At 55.4% G+C, this 16,669-nt stretch carries 12 protein-coding genes, 1 tRNA gene and 1 rRNA gene; 9 read left to right on the top strand and 5 right to left on the bottom strand.

All coding sequences use genetic code 11. The annotated features are described in order from the left end of the window. Positions 1–95: 95 nt before the first annotated feature. Entirely contained in the window at positions 96–2,747 is a 2,652-nt protein-coding gene (gene ppc / locus JGC47_RS16450) for a phosphoenolpyruvate carboxylase (RefSeq protein ID WP_004163738.1), read from the bottom strand. Positions 2,748–2,983: 236 nt separating this feature from the next. After that, positions 2,984–4,135 carry an acetylornithine deacetylase gene (gene argE, locus JGC47_RS16445; protein ID WP_004154875.1) on the bottom strand — a complete coding sequence of 384 codons (1,152 nt, stop codon included), beginning with the start codon at positions 4,133–4,135 and terminating at the stop codon, positions 2,984–2,986. Between the two features lie 165 nt (positions 4,136–4,300). On the opposite strand from argE, the gene argB reads away from it, so the two are divergent. From argB to argH, 3 genes are all read left to right on the top strand, one after another. Next, positions 4,301–5,080, top strand: coding sequence for an acetylglutamate kinase (gene argB, locus JGC47_RS16440; RefSeq protein WP_004154876.1), 780 nt, complete (start codon positions 4,301–4,303; stop codon positions 5,078–5,080). Positions 5,081–5,109: 29 nt separating this feature from the next. Next, positions 5,110–6,324 (top strand): argininosuccinate synthase, encoded by a 1,215-nt coding sequence (locus JGC47_RS16435; protein ID WP_004154877.1) that lies wholly within the window; start codon positions 5,110–5,112, stop codon positions 6,322–6,324. Between the two features lie 92 nt (positions 6,325–6,416). Then, positions 6,417–7,790 (top strand): argininosuccinate lyase, encoded by a 1,374-nt coding sequence (gene argH / locus JGC47_RS16430; RefSeq protein WP_004154878.1) that lies wholly within the window; start codon positions 6,417–6,419, stop codon positions 7,788–7,790. Between the two features lie 50 nt (positions 7,791–7,840). Here argH and JGC47_RS16425 read toward each other — a convergent pair whose 3' ends face one another. Then, complete coding sequence (locus tag JGC47_RS16425) at positions 7,841–8,572, bottom strand: glutathione peroxidase (RefSeq protein ID WP_004154879.1); 732 nt, start codon at positions 8,570–8,572, stop codon at positions 7,841–7,843. A gap of 134 nt (positions 8,573–8,706) precedes the next feature. Between JGC47_RS16425 and oxyR the strand changes: the two genes are divergently transcribed. Further along, a complete protein-coding gene (gene oxyR, locus JGC47_RS16420; RefSeq protein WP_004154880.1) occupies positions 8,707–9,612 on the top strand; it encodes a DNA-binding transcriptional regulator OxyR in 906 nt (301 codons plus the stop codon). Here oxyR and sthA read toward each other — a convergent pair. Next, positions 9,604–11,004 carry a Si-specific NAD(P)(+) transhydrogenase gene (gene sthA / locus JGC47_RS16415; RefSeq protein ID WP_004154881.1) on the bottom strand — a complete coding sequence of 467 codons (1,401 nt, stop codon included), beginning with the start codon at positions 11,002–11,004 and terminating at the stop codon, positions 9,604–9,606. The genes oxyR and sthA overlap by 9 nt on opposite strands. Positions 11,005–11,196: 192 nt before the next feature. Between sthA and fabR the strand changes: the two genes are divergently transcribed. Together fabR and JGC47_RS16405 are read left to right on the top strand one after the other, a co-directional pair. Further along, positions 11,197–11,853, top strand: a complete 657-nt coding sequence (gene fabR, locus JGC47_RS16410; protein ID WP_004154882.1) for an HTH-type transcriptional repressor FabR — start codon at positions 11,197–11,199, stop codon at positions 11,851–11,853. Continuing rightward, the gene (locus tag JGC47_RS16405) at positions 11,850–12,203 is read left to right on the top strand and encodes a YijD family membrane protein (RefSeq protein ID WP_004154883.1); all 354 of its coding nucleotides are present in this window, start codon (positions 11,850–11,852) and stop codon (positions 12,201–12,203) included. Before fabR ends, JGC47_RS16405 begins: the two co-directional genes overlap by 4 nt. 99 nt (positions 12,204–12,302) lie before the next feature. Here the strand turns inward: JGC47_RS16405 and trmA are convergent, their stop codons facing one another. Continuing rightward, positions 12,303–13,406 (bottom strand): tRNA (uridine(54)-C5)-methyltransferase TrmA, encoded by a 1,104-nt coding sequence (gene trmA, locus JGC47_RS16400; RefSeq protein ID WP_004154884.1) that lies wholly within the window; start codon positions 13,404–13,406, stop codon positions 12,303–12,305. A gap of 203 nt (positions 13,407–13,609) precedes the next feature. On the opposite strand from trmA, the gene murI reads away from it, so the two are divergent. From murI to JGC47_RS16385, 3 genes are all read left to right on the top strand, one after another. After that, positions 13,610–14,461 carry a glutamate racemase gene (gene murI / locus JGC47_RS16395; RefSeq protein WP_004154885.1) on the top strand — a complete coding sequence of 284 codons (852 nt, stop codon included), beginning with the start codon at positions 13,610–13,612 and terminating at the stop codon, positions 14,459–14,461. Between the two features lie 407 nt (positions 14,462–14,868). Further along, positions 14,869–16,408, top strand: a 16S ribosomal RNA gene (locus JGC47_RS16390). Between the two features lie 72 nt (positions 16,409–16,480). Then, positions 16,481–16,556: transfer RNA gene (locus JGC47_RS16385), tRNA-Glu, on the top strand. Positions 16,557–16,669 lie beyond the last annotated feature (113 nt).

Genomic DNA, 16,669 nt, shown 5'->3' with positions numbered 1-16,669 from the left:
AGAGACAGGGAGTGATGCGCACTCCATGCCCGGTCTGATGACCGGGCAAAATGAGCATTTTCTGGCCAGCTGCATAGCCAGCGCCAGACGCAGCGTTAACCGGTATTACGCATTCCGGCCGCGACGCCAGCAATAGTCACCATCAGCGCCTGTTCGACGCGGGCATCCGGCTCGCTGCCCGCTGCTTCCTGCTGGCGTGAGCGGTGCAGCAGTTCGGCCTGCAATACGTTAAGCGGGTCGGTATAAACATTACGCAGCGCAATCGACTCGGCAATCCACGGCTGGTCGGCCATCAGATGCGCATCGTTGGCAATGGTCAGCACCGCTTTGATATCCGACTCCAGCCGATCGCGTAGCTGTTTGCCCAACGGCCACAGTGATTTATCGACCAGGCGCTGATCGTAATATTCCGCCAGCCACAGGTCGGCCTTCGAGAACACCATCTCCAGCATCCCCAGGCGGGTAGAGAAAAATGGCCAGTCGCGGCACATGGCTTCCAGCTGGTCCTGTTGACCGTCTGCCATCGCCTGCTGGAGCGCAGCCCCGGCACCGAGCCAGGCGGGCAGCATCAGGCGGTTCTGCGTCCAGGCGAAGATCCACGGAATGGCACGTAGCGATTCAACGCCGCCGCTGGGACGGCGTTTTGCCGGACGGGAGCCAAGCGGCAGTTTAGCCAGCTCCTGCTCTGGCGTGGCAGAGCGGAAGTACGGCACGAAGTCCGCGTGCTCACGCACATAGCCACGGTACATCTTGCAGGAGACCGCCGACAGCCGATCCATAATGCTGATCCACTCTGGCTTTGGCTCCGGCGGCGGCAACAGGTTGGCTTCGAGGATCGCCCCGGTGTACAGCGACAGGCTGCTGATGGTCACCTCCGGCAGGCCGTACTTGAAGCGGATCATCTCACCCTGTTCGGTGACGCGCAGCCCGCCTTTCAGGCTGCCCGGCGGCTGGGACAGCAGCGCCGCATGTGCCGGAGCGCCGCCGCGCCCAATGCTACCGCCGCGTCCGTGGAACAGCGTCAGGGTGATACCGGCTTTCTCACAGGTTTTGATCAGCGCGTCCTGTGCCTGATACTGCGCCCAGCTGGCCGCCATGACACCGGCATCTTTTGCCGAGTCAGAGTAACCAATCATCACCATCTGCTTGCCCTGAATCAGGCCGCGATACCAGTCGATACTCAGTAACTGGCTCATTACCTCGTTGGCATTATTCAGGTCGTCGAGGGTTTCAAACAGCGGCGCCACCGGCATGGCATAGCCAATCCCCGCTTCTTTCAACAGCAGATGCACCGCCAGCACGTCAGACGGCGTTTTCGCCATTGAGATAACATAGGCCGCAATCGATCCTTGTGGCGCTTCCGCGGCCACGCGACAGGTATCCAGCACCTCTTGGGTTTCGGCGCTGGGTTCCCACTGACGCGGCGTCAACGGGCGTTTAGAATTCAGCTCGCGGATCAGAAACGCCTGCTTGTCGGCTTCTGACCAGCTCTCGAAGTCACCCAGGCCGAGATAGCGGGTGATTTCAGCAATCGCTTCGGTGTGGCGGGTACTCTCCTGGCGGATATCGATGCGCACCAGCGGCACGCCAAAGCACTTCACGCGGCGCAGGGTATCAAGCAGCTGGCCGTTAGCGATAATGCCCATGCCGCAGGCCTGCAATGACTGGTAGCAGGTATACAGCGGGGCCCACAGCTGTTCGTTAGAGATCAGCAGGTTGGCAGGGCGCGCTACACGTTCGCCCTGCAGGCAGGCAGCCAGATAAGCCTGAGTGCCGTTCAGCTGGCTACGCAGGTTTTTCATGATCTCGCGGTACGGCTCCAGCGCTTCCGGGTTGCCACACAGTGCGCGCACTTCCGGCGTACACTCGGACATCGACAGCTCGGAAATCAGTACCGCGATATCGCGCAGGAACAGGTCGGTCGCTTTCCAGCGGCTAAGTTGCAGGACGTGGCGGGTGATATCGGCGGTGACGTTCGGGTTGCCGTCACGGTCGCCTCCCATCCATGAGGTAAACTGCACCGGGACAAAGTCGACCGGCAGGGTGTAACCAAAAGCGGCTTCCACCTGCTCGTTCAGCTCGCGCAGGAACTGAGGGACACCTTCCCACAGGCTGTTTTCCACCACCGCGAAGCCCCATTTGGCCTCATCGATCGGTGAAGGACGGTATTTACGGATTTCGTCGGTATGCCACGCCTGAGCCACCAGCTGACGCAGGCGGCGCATGATCTGTGCATGCTCGTAGTCTGACAGGTCATTGTGGTCCAGCTGCTTAAGGCAGCTGTTCACTTCCACCAGCTTGTGGATCAGGGTACGGCGCGTAATTTCAGTCGGGTGCGCGGTCAGCACCAGCTCCAGCGACAGGGACCCAAGTGCTTCATGAACGGCAGCTTCGGTCAGGCCCGGCTGCTGCTTCAGGCGCTGAAAAGTCTTCGCCAGCAGTTCCGGGTTCTTTGCGCCCTCGCCGTTAGGCGAAATGGTGTGGTACTGCTCGGCAACGTTGGTCAGATTCAGAAACTGGCTGAAAGCGCGCGCAACCGGCAACAGCTCATCGTTAGACAGATTTTGCAGCGTGGAAAGCAGTTGCTGACGGTGAGCGTCATTACCCGCACGAGATGACTTAGAGAGTTGACGAATGGTTTCTACCCGGTCGAGGATGTTCTCTCCCAGCGCATCCTTAATCGTATCCCCGAGCAGTTTGCCGAGCATACTGACATTACTTCGCATTGCGGAATATTGTTCGTTCATATGACCCCTGACACCCTTTCTGGTATTTATCGCGTTTTTCACCCTGACGGAGACTGTTATCTAGCCACGTAAAGCCCCGTCCGTCAATTGGCTTGGGTACGTCGTATGGTGCGGCTAAGTCCAAGAAATTTATAGCATTTAACGGCGCGATAGTGAGATTAATTATTCTAATTACCAGGAATAATCTAAATCGGGGGCAACTGGCTGTTTTTACAGTTGAATCCCCCGGACGTGACCTAATGATGGCAAAAGTGGTGCACCACCTGAGCAATTAATTCCCGCGTTGGCTTGATAAAGGCGGTATCGATAAATTCATCCGGCTGATGCGCCTGGTCGATCGATCCCGGGCCTAACACCAGCGTTGGGCAGATTTGCTGAATAAACGGCGCCTCGGTGCAATAGTTCACCACCTCGGTTTCGCAACCCAGCAGTTTTTCAACCACCTGCACCAGCTGGTGGTCACGCGGACACTCGTAGCCCGGAATGGGCGGGTGCAGCTCGCCAACGGTCAGACGGCCCGGCCAGCGCGCGCTGACCGGAGCCAGCGCCTCATTCAGCAGCCCGTCGAGATCGCTTAGCGTCAGGCCCGGCAGCGGCCGAATATCCATATGCAGTTCGCAGCAGGCGCAGATACGGTTGGCCGCATCCCCGCCGTGAATGTGGCCAAAATTCATCGTTGGGTAAGGAATGGCAAAACCCGCGTGATGGTAGCGCTCTTTCAGCGTGTTGCGCAGCCCCGTTAACCGGGTGATGGATTCGTGCATCAGTTCAATGGCGTTGACGCCGCGGCCCGGATCGCTGGAGTGGCCGGACTGCCCCTGAATACGGATGACGTTTGAGATATGGCCTTTATGCGCGCGCACCGGTTTTAGCGAGGTTGGTTCGCCAATGATGGCGCAGTCCGGGCGCAGAGCGGTGGATTCAGAGAAGAATTTCGCACCGGCCATCGTCGTTTCTTCGTCGGCGGTGGCCAGAACGTACAGCGGTTTTTTCAGCGCAGACAGGTCAACATCACGCAGCGTGTCTAAAATAAAGGCGAAGAAACCTTTCATATCGGCGGTGCCGAGTCCGTACAGCTTATTGTCATGCTCGTTAAGCGTGAAGGGATCGCGCGTCCAGCGGCCATCGTCAAAGGGAACGGTGTCGGTATGGCCCGCCAGCAGCAGGCCGCCGGCACCCTGTCCGCTCCTGGCCAGCATATTGAATTTATTGCGCGTGCCGGGAACCGGCTGTACCTCAACGCTGAAGCCAAGATCGCGGAACCAGCCGCCGAGCAAATTGATTAAAGTTTCATTGCTTTGATCGAGCGCGCTGTCGGTAGCACTGATTGATGGCGTTGCAATCAACTGGCGGTAAATCTCAATAAAATTGGGTAATTTTGTCTTCACTGTTGACAGTCCTTGCGTTAGGATAGTATCAATATTCATGCATTAATAGTGAATAAAAATACAATAGCGGCGGGCGAATGGGAACCGATAATTCTCTCTTACCCGCCGGCGGTTGCACCAACGCTTCGGCATCCCGCAGCGCAGTGATTGACAGAGAGCGACTTTATGACCAACCCGTTAATTATCAAGTTAGGTGGTGTTTTGCTGGACAGCGAAGAGGCGCTGGCGCGTCTTTTTACTGCGCTGGTAAGCTACCGTAGCACGCATCAGCGGCCTTTGCTGATTGTTCACGGTGGCGGCTGCCTGGTCGATGAACTGATGAGCAAACTGTCGCTTCCGGTGAAAAAGAAAAACGGCTTGCGCGTGACGCCTGCCGATCAGATTGACGTGATCACCGGCGCGCTGGCCGGAACGGCCAACAAAACCCTGCTGGCGTGGTCGAAAAAACACGGTATCGATGCGGTCGGCCTGTGTCTTGGTGATGGCGGCAGCGTCAATGTGGAGCGCTTCGACGATGAACTGGGGCACGTTGGCCTGGCGAAACCGGGTACGCCGCGCCTGATAAACACCCTGCTGGCTGCCGGCTTTCTGCCGGTGGTTAGCTCAATCGGTATCACGCAAGATGGCCTGCTGATGAACGTCAACGCCGATCAGGCCGCTACGGCGCTGGCTGCTACTCTGGGCGCCGACCTGATCCTGCTGTCTGACGTGAGCGGAATTCTGGACGCCAGTAAGCAGCGTATTGCAGAGATGACGGCCGGGAAAGCTGAAAAGCTGATTGCCGAAGGGGTGATCACCGACGGCATGGTGGTTAAAGTGAATGCCGCACTGGAGGCTGCCCGCACGCTGGGCCGCCCGGTCGATATTGCCAGCTGGCGCCATGCCGAACGGCTGCCCGACTTGTTTAACGGCGTGTCCATTGGCACCCGTATTCTCGCTCAATAAGTAACGTATTCATTCAAGGAAAAAAGACAATGCAAGACAAAAGCATCAAGAAAATCGTGCTGGCTTACTCCGGCGGTCTGGATACTTCAGCCATCATTCCGTGGCTGAAAGAGAACTATGGCGGCTGCGAAGTGGTGGCGTTCGTGGCGGATATCGGCCAGGAGCGTGGCGACCTGGAAGGCGTGGAGCAGAAAGCGCTGCAGTCCGGTGCGTCAGAGTGCCATGTGGTGGATCTGCGTGAAGAGTTCATCAGCGAGTACGTTTATCCGGTGCTGCAAACCGGTGCCCTGTATGAAGGCACCTACCTGCTGGGTACGTCGATGGCGCGCCCGATTATCGCCAAAGCCCAGGTAGAGCTGGCGCTGAAAGTGGGAGCCGATGCCCTGTGCCACGGTGCAACCGGCAAAGGGAATGACCAGGTGCGTTTCGAAACCACTTACACCGCGCTGGCGCCACAGCTGAAAGTGGTGGCGCCATGGCGTGAATGGGATCTGCGCTCGCGTGAGGCGCTGCTGGGCTATCTGAAAGAGCGTCATATCCCGACTACCGCATCGCTGGAAAAAATCTACAGCCGTGACGAAAACGCCTGGCATATCTCCACCGAAGGCGGCGTGCTGGAAAGCCCGTGGAACGCCCCGAACAAAGACTGCTGGGTGTGGACCGTCGATCCGCTGGAAGCGCCGGACCAGCCAGAACAGGTCACCGTTGCCGTTGAGAAAGGTCGCGTCGTGGCGGTAAACGGCGAAGCGTTAAGCCCGTTCGGCTGCCTGGACAAGCTGAATGCAATTGGTGCGCGTCACGGCGTGGGCCGTATCGACATCGTGGAAAACCGCCTGGTGGGCATTAAGTCGCGCGGCTGCTACGAAACCCCCGGTGGCACCATTATGGTCAACGCGCTGCGTGCGGTTGAACAGCTGGTTCTGGATCGTGACAGCTTTAAATGGCGCGAGCAGCTGGGGCTGGAAATGTCCTATGTGGTTTACGATGGCCGCTGGTTCGCACCGCTGCGTAAATCAATCCAGGCTTCCGCCGAAGCGCTGGCTGAAGAAGTGAACGGTGAAGTGGTGCTGCAACTCTACAAAGGTCAGGTTACCGCCATTCAGAAGAAATCAGCCAACAGCCTGTATTCCGAAGAGTTTGCCACTTTCGGCGAAGACGAAGTGTACGATCACCGCCATGCAGGCGGCTTTATCCGTCTGTTCTCACTCTCTTCACGCATCCGCGCGTTGAACGAAAAGAAGTAAATTTGCACCCGGGGCGAGGTTGACCTCGCTGCTGAATATATCAGGGGCGGCACAGGTGCCGTCCTTATCAGATAAGTTAAGGAGCACTGAGCATGGCACTTTGGGGTGGACGGTTTACGCAGCCAGCAGATCAACGTTTCAAGCAGTTTAATGACTCACTGCGCTTCGACTATCGTCTGGCAGAGCAGGACATTATCGGCTCCGTCGCCTGGTCCAAAGCGCTGGTAACGGTCAATGTATTAACCCACGCGGAGCAGCAGCAGCTGGAAAGCGCGCTGAATGCGCTGCTGGATGAAGTGCGCGCCGATCCGCAACAGATTCTGGCCAGTGATGCCGAAGATATTCATAGCTGGGTGGAAGGCAAACTGATTGATAAAGTCGGCGCGCTGGGTAAGAAACTTCACACCGGGCGTAGCCGCAATGACCAGGTCGCGACCGACCTGAAACTGTGGTGCAAAGCGCAGGTCAGCGAGCTGCTGGCCGCCACGCGTCAGTTCCAGCAGGCGCTGATCGCCACCGCGGAAGCCAATCAGGATGCGGTGATGCCGGGTTATACTCACCTGCAACGCGCTCAGCCGGTCACCTTTGCACACTGGTGCCTGGCCTATGTTGAGATGCTGGCGCGTGATGAAAGCCGGCTGCAGGATACGCTGAAACGCCTGGACGTCAGTCCGCTGGGCTGCGGCGCTCTGGCGGGAACCGCTTATGAAATCGATCGTGAGCAGCTGGCCGGCTGGTTAGGTTTTGCTTCTGCTACCCGCAACAGCCTTGATACCGTATCTGACCGCGACCATGTGCTGGAACTGCTGTCCGATGCTTCCATCGGCATGGTGCACCTGTCGCGCTTCGCGGAAGATCTGATTTTCTTCAATACCGGTGAAGCCGGGTTTGTGGAGCTGTCCGACAAGGTGACTTCTGGCTCCTCGCTGATGCCGCAGAAGAAAAACCCGGACGCGCTGGAGCTGATCCGTGGCAAGGTTGGCCGCGTACAGGGTGCTCTGACGGCGATGAGCATGACGCTGAAAGGCCTGCCGCTGGCCTATAACAAAGATATGCAGGAAGACAAAGAAGGGCTGTTCGACGCGCTCGACACCTGGGCTGACTGCCTGCATATGGCGGCGCTGGTGCTGGATGGCATTCAGGTGAAACGTCCGCGCTGTAAGGAAGCGGCCGAGCAGGGCTATGCCAATTCCACCGAACTGGCGGATTATCTGGTGGCTAAAGGCGTGCCCTTCCGTGAAGCGCACCATATAGTTGGCGAAGCGGTAGTGGAAGCGATTAAACGGGGCGTGGCGCTCGAAGCGCTGAAGCTGTCAGAATTGCAGCAGTTCAGTCGCGTCATCGGCGACGATGTTTATCCGATTCTGTCACTGCAATCCTGTCTGGATAAGCGTAACGCGAAAGGCGGCGTGTCTTTGCATCAGGTATCGCAAGCGATTACCGAAGCCAAACGGCTTCTGGCTTAAAAAAAGGGCGGGTCGTCAGACCCGCCGGGATCGCACTTCTGTTCGCGTCACTACGCTGTCAAAAACTGTTCTAAATCATCGCTGCCGCCAATATGGCGTCCGCCGATAAAGACCTGTGGCACGGTAGCGCGGCCGCTGACGGCGCGCAGGCTGACGGTGGTGGCATCCTGACCCAGCACAATCTCTTCAAACTGAATCCCACGATCCAACAGCATCTGCTTGGCTTTAGCACAGAACGGGCAGCCTGGTTTAGTGAACAGAGACACTGATTCCTGCACCTTATATTCCGGCGCCACATAGCGCAGCATGGTATCGGCATCGGACACTTCAAACGGGTCGCCCGGTTTGTTTGGCTCGACAAACATCTTCTCTACCACGCCGTTGCGAACCAGCATTGAGTAGCGCCATGAGCGCGGGCCAAAACCAAGATCGGCTTTCTCTACCAGCATTTCCATGCCTCGGGTGAAGTCGCCGTTGCCATCAGGAATAAAAGTAATGTGTTCGGCGCGCTGATCGGCTTTCCAGGCATTCATCACGAAGGTGTCGTTGACTGAGACACACAGAATGCTGTCCACGCCATGCTGTTTGAATACATCTGACAGTTCGTTATAACGCGGCAGATGGCTGGACGAGCAGGTAGGAGTAAACGCGCCCGGCAGTGAAAAAACGATCACCGTTTTGTCTTTGAACAGCTCATCAGTGGTGACATCAATCCAGCTATCGCCCTGACGCGTATGAAAAGTGACCTGCGGGATGGATTTACCTTCCTGACTTGCAAACATAAAAGACCTCTCGGTTAACAGATGAAGGAGTATTTAACGTGAACCGCCATATTATTAACATTCAAGCTTGATAGGGATAATCGTTGATTGCTATCCTATCTATCGCCACGGGCTATCGTGGAATGGAGGATAAGATGAATATTCGTGATCTGGAGTACCTTGTTGCGCTGGCGGAGCACCGCCATTTTCGCCGTGCGGCCGATGCCTGTCACGTCAGCCAGCCTACGCTGAGTGGCCAAATCCGTAAACTGGAAGATGAACTGGGCGTGATGCTGCTGGAACGGACCAGCCGCAAGGTGTTATTTACTCAGGCGGGTTTGCTGCTGGTGGATCAGGCGCGCACCGTACTGCGTGAAGTCAAGGTGCTGAAAGAGATGGCCAGCCAGCAGGGGGAAGCGATGTCCGGGCCGCTGCATATTGGTCTGATCCCCACCGTTGGCCCGTATCTGTTGCCGCAGATTATCCCCAATCTGCATCAGACTTTCCCTAAGCTGGAGATGTATCTGCATGAAGCGCAGACGCACCAGCTGTTGGCGCAGCTTGACAGCGGTAAGCTGGATTGCGCTATCCTCGGGCTGGTGAAAGAGTCGGAAGCCTTTATTGAAGTACCGTTGTTCGACGAGCCGATGCGGCTGGCAATTTATGCCGATCATCCGTGGCATGAACGCGATCGGGTGGCGATGTCCGAACTGGCTGGGGAAAAACTGTTGATGCTGGAGGATGGTCACTGTCTGCGCGACCAGGCGATGGGCTTCTGCTTCCAGGCGGGAGCAGACGAAGACACGCATTTCCGCGCCACCAGTCTGGAAACGCTGCGAAATATGGTGGCGGCGGGTAGCGGTATCACGCTGCTGCCCGCACTGGCGGTGCCGAAAGAGCGGGTGCGTGATGGGGTTTGCTACCTGCCGTGCTATAAGCCCGAGCCGCAGCGCACGATTGCCCTGGTGTATCGCCCGGGTTCACCTTTGCGTGGCCGTTATGAACAGCTGGCAGAGGCGATCCGTGAACATATGCAGGGCGTAATGTCGAATCTAAAATAGCCGGTTCAGGCCGTTTAGCGCCGCAACCCGGTAGGCTTCCGCCATTGTCGGGTAGTTAAAGGTGGTATTCACGAAGTACTCAATCGTGTTGCCACCGTTTTTCTGTTCCATGATCGCCTGACCGATATGAATAATCTCGGCGGCACGTTCGCCAAAGCAGTGAATGCCAAGGATCTCTTTGGTTTCACGGTGGAACAGGATTTTCAGGCTGCCGACGTTCATGCCGACGATCTGCGCGCGCGCAAGGTGCTTAAACTGCGCCCGGCCCACTTCGTAGGGCACTTTCATCGCCGTCAGCTGCTGCTCGGTTTTCCCGACGGAGCTGATTTCCGGGATGGTGTAGATCCCGGTTGGGATATCTTCAATCAGATGGGCGGTTGCTTCCCCTTTGATCATTGCCTGTGCGGCAATACGCCCCTGATCGTAGGCTGCCGAGGCCAGGCTTGGGTAACCAATCACATCACCTACCGCATAGATATGCGGCTGTGCCGTCTGGTACATGCTGTTCACTTTCAGCAGGCCGCGACCGTCTGCTTCCAGTCCAACATTTTCCAGAAACAATGAATCGGTATTGCCGGTACGGCCATTGGCGTACAGCAGGCAGTCAGCTTTCAGCTTTTTACCCGATTTCAGGTGCATGATGACGCCATCAGCCACTCCTTCAACCTTGTCGAACTCTTCGTTATGGCGGATCACCACCCCGTTATTCCAGAAATGATAGGAAAGAGAATCTGACATTTCCTGGTCGAGGAATGCCAGCAGGCGGTCACGGGTATTAATCAAATCGACTTTAACGGCAAGCCCGCGGAAAATAGATGCGTATTCACAGCCGATCACTCCGGCACCATAGATAATCACATGGCCTGGCTCATGGTGCAGATTGAGGATCGAGTCACTGTCATAGATACGCGGGTGGCTGAAATCGACGTCCGGTGGGTGATAAGGACGAGAACCACAGGCAATGACGAACTTTTCCGCCGTCAGCCGTTCAATGCTGCCGTCATGGCTTTCAATTTCGAGGGTGTTGGCATCAACAAAACGCGCATCCCCCTGATAGATCTGGCAGTGGTTGCGTTCATAGAAGCCCTGGCGCATATGGGTTTGCTGGCTAATCACATTTTCGGTGTGCTTGAGGATGTCGGCGAAAGAGGAACGCAGAAGACGTGTATGGTCGCTATAGAGGGGATTTTGGTTGAACTCGATAATACGGCTGACAGCGTGGCGCAGCGCTTTCGAAGGGATGGTCCCCCAATGTGTACAACCGCCGCCGATATTGTGATAGCGCTCAATCACGGCGATGCGCGCACCCTGTTTCACCAGCCCCATTGCGGCACCTTCACCGCCGGGACCTGATCCAATGACAATGGCGTCGTAATCATAAGACTTTTGCATACCAATACGCCCTATATTTTATACAAATTTACAACAGGATTGTAACATCATGCCGGCAACTTCCCAATTCTAACCGTATTTTATACCATCAATTGATAAAATGCCGAGTTAACAGGGATTGACGAAGTTTGCCGGACTGTACGCTGAAATTTTTGTTATAGTGCCCCTCTGGCATGCACAACAGGCTTAAAAATGGGCGTCAGGGCGCAGCAAAAAGAACGTACACGGCGTACACTTATCGAAGCGGCTTTCAGTCAACTTAGTGCCGAGCGAAGTTTTGCCAGTCTCAGTTTACGAGAAGTTTCCAGGGAAGCGGGTATTGCCCCAACTTCATTTTATCGTCACTTCCGTGATGTGGATGAATTAGGCTTAACCATGGTCGATGAAAGCGGTTTGATGTTACGGCAGCTGATGCGCCAGGCGCGCCAGCGTATCGCTAAAGGCGGCAGTGTGATCCGCACATCCGTCTCCACCTTTATGGAGTTTATCGACAATAATCCAAACGCATTTCGCCTGCTGCTACGTGAGCGTTCCGGCACGTCAGCCGCGTTTCGTGCCGCCGTTGCCCGCGAAATACAGCATTTCATTGCCGAGCTGGCGGATTATCTGGAGATTGAAAACCGCGTGCCGCGCAGCTTTACTGAAGCCCAGGCGGAAGCGATGGTCATTATTGTGTTCAATGCCGGTGCCGAAGCGCTGGATATCGATGGCGGCCAGCGTCGTCAGCTGGAAGAGCGGCTGGTACTCCAGCTTCGTATGATTTCGAAAGGCTCATACTATTGGTATCGGCGGGAACAGGAGAAGCTGGCGGTGATGCTGCAATCCAACGATAAAAAGGAGACGACATGAGTTTAGCTACGGGTCGCGATAAGGGAACCCTGTTATTGACATTTCTTAGCGGACTGGCGATCAACGGCTCTTTTGCCGCTTTGTTCAGTACGGTGGTGCCGTTTTCAATATTTCCTCTGATTGTGCTGGGCCTTTCTACCTGGGGCCTGCATCAACGTTATCTCAACCGTGCCATGCCGGACGGTATGCCGTCGCTGGCGGCGGCATTCTTCCTGCTGGGTATTCTGGTATACAGCGCGATAGTCAGAGCAGAGTACCCTGATATAGGCTCTAACTTTGTGCCTGTAATACTGATGGTGATAGTCGTTTTCTGGATTGGCATGCGCTTAAAACGGTACTCTTCCACCTAGCCGCTCTTTCCATGTTGCCTGCTTTCCAGCCAATAAGGCGACAGGTTAACGACAGAGTTTGCTATCACGCCCCTGCCTTGCTGACAGGGGCGTGTGGTATTAACTGCGGCGCGTGAGTAATACACCGCACTCCATATGATGGGTATACGGGAACTGGTCAAACAGCGCCAGGCGAGTGATGTCATGCGTGGTGGACAGCGTGGCCAGGTTGTCGCACAGCGTCTGCGGGTTGCAGGATATATAAAGAATACAGGGATAGGCCTGTACCATTTTCACCGTTTCATCATCCAGCCCGCTGCGCGGCGGATCGACGAATATGGTTTCGCACTGGTAGCTGGTGAGATCGATTCCCTCCAGTCGCTTAAAGCGCCTTTCGCCATTCATTGCTTGCGTGAACTCTTCTGCCGCCATGCGGATAATCTGTACATTGTCTATCTGGTTAACGGCAATATTGTACTGAGCAGAGGCCACCGAGGGTTTGGCGATCTCGGTCGCCAGCACGCGGTTGAAGTTGCGCGCCAGCGCCAGCGAGAAATTACCGTTACCACAGTAAAGTTCAAGCAGGTCGCCACTGGCATTGCGCGTGCTATCCAGCGCCCATTCCAGCATTTTGACGTTTACAGCAGCGTTTGGCTGCGTGAAGCTGTTCTCCACCTGGCGGTAGGTCATCTCACGGCCGTCTACGGTCAGACGTTCATCAACGTAATCTTGATCGAGGCAGATTTTTGTTTTAGTGGCGCGGCCGATCAGATGCAGATCGAAACCTTCCGCCCGCAGGCCATCACGTAGCGCAGTGGCGGCCCGTTGCCACTCTTCATCCAGCTTACGGTGATAGAGCATTGATACCACCATCTGACCGCTAACCGTTGACAAATAGTCAATCTGGAACAGTTTAAATCGCAGTACGTGCTGGTCACGTAACCTGTTAATCAGACGCGGCATCAGGCGGTTGATTAGCTCACTGGCTGCCGGGAAACTGTCGACGCGAATGCGCTCACGCGTCTGCTGGTCGAAAATAATGTGGTACAGATCGTCACCCTCGTGCCAGATGCGGAACTCTGCACGCATCCGATAATGGCTGACCGCTGAACGGAAGACTTCCACTTCAGGGACGTTAAACGCAGACATCATTGATGTCAGGCGTGTCACTTTCTCAGTGAGCTGGTCTTCATATTGCTCAATTGGCAGCTGTTCGGGGGTCATGTTGATTCCTGATGATTTGTCAGTGATAGCCGGCCGATTGTAGGGATTCTGCAACTCATGTCCAGCGTTGTCCTTATCGGCAAGCCGTCAGAATGAGCTGCGTTGGCTTGTGGTTTTTTTTCCCGTTTCCTATCCAGTGATATTCGGATTCAACGTTCGTGGTAGAATTGCCGACCTGTTCGATAAATCTCACGAGACAGCGTATGGCTATGAAACCCCTGGAAGGGAATATGACTTCAGAGGACGCGACACCTTCTGCTCCACGTCCCACCGTGCTGATCTTTGACTCCGGCGTGGGTGGGCTTTCTGTCTATAGTGAAATCCGCGCATTGTTGCCCGATCTCCATTATCTCTACGCCTTCGATAATGTCGCCTTTCCTTATGGTGAAAAGTCGGAAGAGTTCATCGTCGAGCGCGTGCTGGCCATTGTTACAGCAGTTACCCGCCGCTATCCCCTTGCTTTGGTGGTAATCGCTTGCAACTCTGCCAGCACTGTTACACTGCCAGCCCTACGTGCGCGCTTTGCATTTCCTGTGGTTGGGGTGGTGCCAGCAATCAAACCTGCCGCCCGCCTGACCCGAAATGGTATTGTCGGCCTGCTGGCAACGCGGGGCACGGTTAAGCGCCCTTATACACATGAACTGGTAGCCCGCTTCGCCGGTGAATGTAGAACCGAAATGTTAGGTTCAGGAGAGTTGGTCGAACTGGCCGAGGCTAAACTGCACGGACAGCCGGTGGCGATTGAAGAGGTGAGACGCATTTTGCAGCCGTGGCTGCGTATGTCGGAACCGCCTGATACGGTGGTATTGGGCTGCACGCATTTCCCTCTTATCAGCGAAGAGCTTCAGCAGGTACTGCCGGAAGGTACCCGGCTGATTGATTCGGGAGCGGCGATAGCTCGTCGCACGGTATGGTTACTGGAAAATGAGTCGCCTGTAGCGGTTTCAACCGATGACAACATGGCTTTATGTCTGGACAATACCGAACAGGCAGTACAATTAATACCCGTTCTGCAACGTTACGGTTTCAAAACGCTCGAAAAACTGGCGCTTTAAGGCTCTTTAGAATGAAAAAGCAACACTCAGAAAGTTTTTTTTGATTAGCCCTTGTCAGCCGTGAGAAACTCCCTATAATGCGCCTCCACTGACACGGAACAACGGCTTACCGGCCGGCGTGTGGAGAGGTTCAGGAAGTTCTGAACCGCCGGAAAAACTTCTGTAAAAGAGGTTGACTCCGGAGGAGGAAAGCGTAATATACGCCACCTCGCGACAGGATGCCAAGGCACTGTACGCACCGCTCTTTAACAATTTATCAGACAATCTGTGTGGGCACTCGCAGGATTGATATCAGACGCCTCCGGGCGTCAAAAAAATATCAAGTCTTAAGAGTGAACACATAATGAAATTCATTATGACGTTTTACGATTGAGCATCGCTGGACTTGTTTCAGCAAATCGAACTTTTAATTGAAGAGTTTGATCATGGCTCAGATTGAACGCTGGCGGCAGGCCTAACACATGCAAGTCGAACGGTAGCACAGAGAGCTTGCTCTTGGGTGACGAGTGGCGGACGGGTGAGTAATGTCTGGGAAACTGCCCGATGGAGGGGGATAACTACTGGAAACGGTAGCTAATACCGCATAACGTCTACGGACCAAAGTGGGGGACCTTCGGGCCTCACACCATCGGATGTGCCCAGATGGGATTAGCTGGTAGGTGGGGTAATGGCTCACCTAGGCGACGATCCCTAGCTGGTCTGAGAGGATGACCAGCCACACTGGAACTGAGACACGGTCCAGACTCCTACGGGAGGCAGCAGTGGGGAATATTGCACAATGGGCGCAAGCCTGATGCAGCCATGCCGCGTGTATGAAGAAGGCCTTCGGGTTGTAAAGTACTTTCAGCGGGGAGGAAGGGTGAGAGGTTAATAACCTCCAGCATTGACGTTACCCGCAGAAGAAGCACCGGCTAACTCCGTGCCAGCAGCCGCGGTAATACGGAGGGTGCAAGCGTTAATCGGAATTACTGGGCGTAAAGCGCACGCAGGCGGTCTGTCAAGTCGGATGTGAAATCCCCGGGCTTAACCTGGGAACTGCATTCGAAACTGGCAGGCTAGAGTCTCGTAGAGGGGGGTAGAATTCCAGGTGTAGCGGTGAAATGCGTAGAGATCTGGAGGAATACCGGTGGCGAAGGCGGCCCCCTGGACGAAGACTGACGCTCAGGTGCGAAAGCGTGGGGAGCAAACAGGATTAGATACCCTGGTAGTCCACGCCGTAAACGATGTCGACTTGGAGGCTGTTCCCTTGAGGAGTGGCTTCCGGAGCTAACGCGTTAAGTCGACCGCCTGGGGAGTACGGCCGCAAGGTTAAAACTCAAATGAATTGACGGGGGCCCGCACAAGCGGTGGAGCATGTGGTTTAATTCGATGCAACGCGAAGAACCTTACCTGGCCTTGACATCCACGGAATTCTGCAGAGATGCGGAAGTGCCTTCGGGAACCGTGAGACAGGTGCTGCATGGCTGTCGTCAGCTCGTGTTGTGAAATGTTGGGTTAAGTCCCGCAACGAGCGCAACCCTTATCCTTTGTTGCCAGCGATTCGGTCGGGAACTCAAAGGAGACTGCCGGTGATAAACCGGAGGAAGGTGGGGATGACGTCAAGTCATCATGGCCCTTACGGCCAGGGCTACACACGTGCTACAATGGCGCATACAAAGAGAAGCGACCTCGCGAGAGCAAGCGGACCTCATAAAGTGCGTCGTAGTCCGGATCGGAGTCTGCAACTCGACTCCGTGAAGTCGGAATCGCTAGTAATCGTAGATCAGAATGCTACGGTGAATACGTTCCCGGGCCTTGTACACACCGCCCGTCACACCATGGGAGTGGGTTGCAAAAGAAGTAGGTAGCTTAACCTTCGGGAGGGCGCTTACCACTTTGTGATTCATGACTGGGGTGAAGTCGTAACAAGGTAACCGTAGGGGAACCTGCGGTTGGATCACCTCCTTACCTGAAGATACCTTCCGGCGCAGTGTCCACACAGATTGTCTGATAAAAAGTAACGAGCAAAGTCACACCAGAGTCCCCATCGTCTAGAGGCCCAGGACACTGCCCTTTCACGGCTGTAACAGGGGTTCGAATCCCCTTGGGGACGCCATACCGGTAACGAAGTGAAAGACGTTATCACCCGTATCTCAAAACTGATTCCGCGAAAGCGAGTCACGTTTGAGATATTTGCTCTTTAACAATCCGGAACAAGCTGAAAATTGA

This window comes from Erwinia amylovora (assembly GCF_017161565.1).
Lineage (GTDB): Bacteria > Pseudomonadota > Gammaproteobacteria > Enterobacterales > Enterobacteriaceae > Erwinia > Erwinia amylovora.
This window is presented reverse-complemented; position numbering and strand designations above follow the sequence as displayed.

Bases quoted from the DNA above. Each gene is read 5' to 3' on its own strand.
- argB (WP_004154876.1), top strand. From the start codon at position 4,301: ATGACCAACCCGTTAATTATCAAGTTAGGTGGTGTTTTGCTGGACAGC.
- fabR (WP_004154882.1), top strand. From the start codon at position 11,197: ATGGGCGTCAGGGCGCAGCAAAAAGAACGTACACGGCGTACACTTATC.
- JGC47_RS16405 (WP_004154883.1), top strand. From the start codon at position 11,850: ATGAGTTTAGCTACGGGTCGCGATAAGGGAACCCTGTTATTGACATTT.
- ppc (WP_004163738.1), bottom strand. From the start codon at position 2,747: ATGAACGAACAATATTCCGCAATGCGAAGTAATGTCAGTATGCTCGGC.
- argH (WP_004154878.1), top strand. From the start codon at position 6,417: ATGGCACTTTGGGGTGGACGGTTTACGCAGCCAGCAGATCAACGTTTC.
- trmA (WP_004154884.1), bottom strand. From the start codon at position 13,406: ATGACCCCCGAACAGCTGCCAATTGAGCAATATGAAGACCAGCTCACT.
- JGC47_RS16425 (WP_004154879.1), bottom strand. From the start codon at position 8,572: ATGTTTGCAAGTCAGGAAGGTAAATCCATCCCGCAGGTCACTTTTCAT.
- JGC47_RS16435 (WP_004154877.1), top strand. From the start codon at position 5,110: ATGCAAGACAAAAGCATCAAGAAAATCGTGCTGGCTTACTCCGGCGGT.
- murI (WP_004154885.1), top strand. From the start codon at position 13,610: ATGGCTATGAAACCCCTGGAAGGGAATATGACTTCAGAGGACGCGACA.
- oxyR (WP_004154880.1), top strand. From the start codon at position 8,707: ATGAATATTCGTGATCTGGAGTACCTTGTTGCGCTGGCGGAGCACCGC.
- sthA (WP_004154881.1), bottom strand. From the start codon at position 11,004: ATGCAAAAGTCTTATGATTACGACGCCATTGTCATTGGATCAGGTCCC.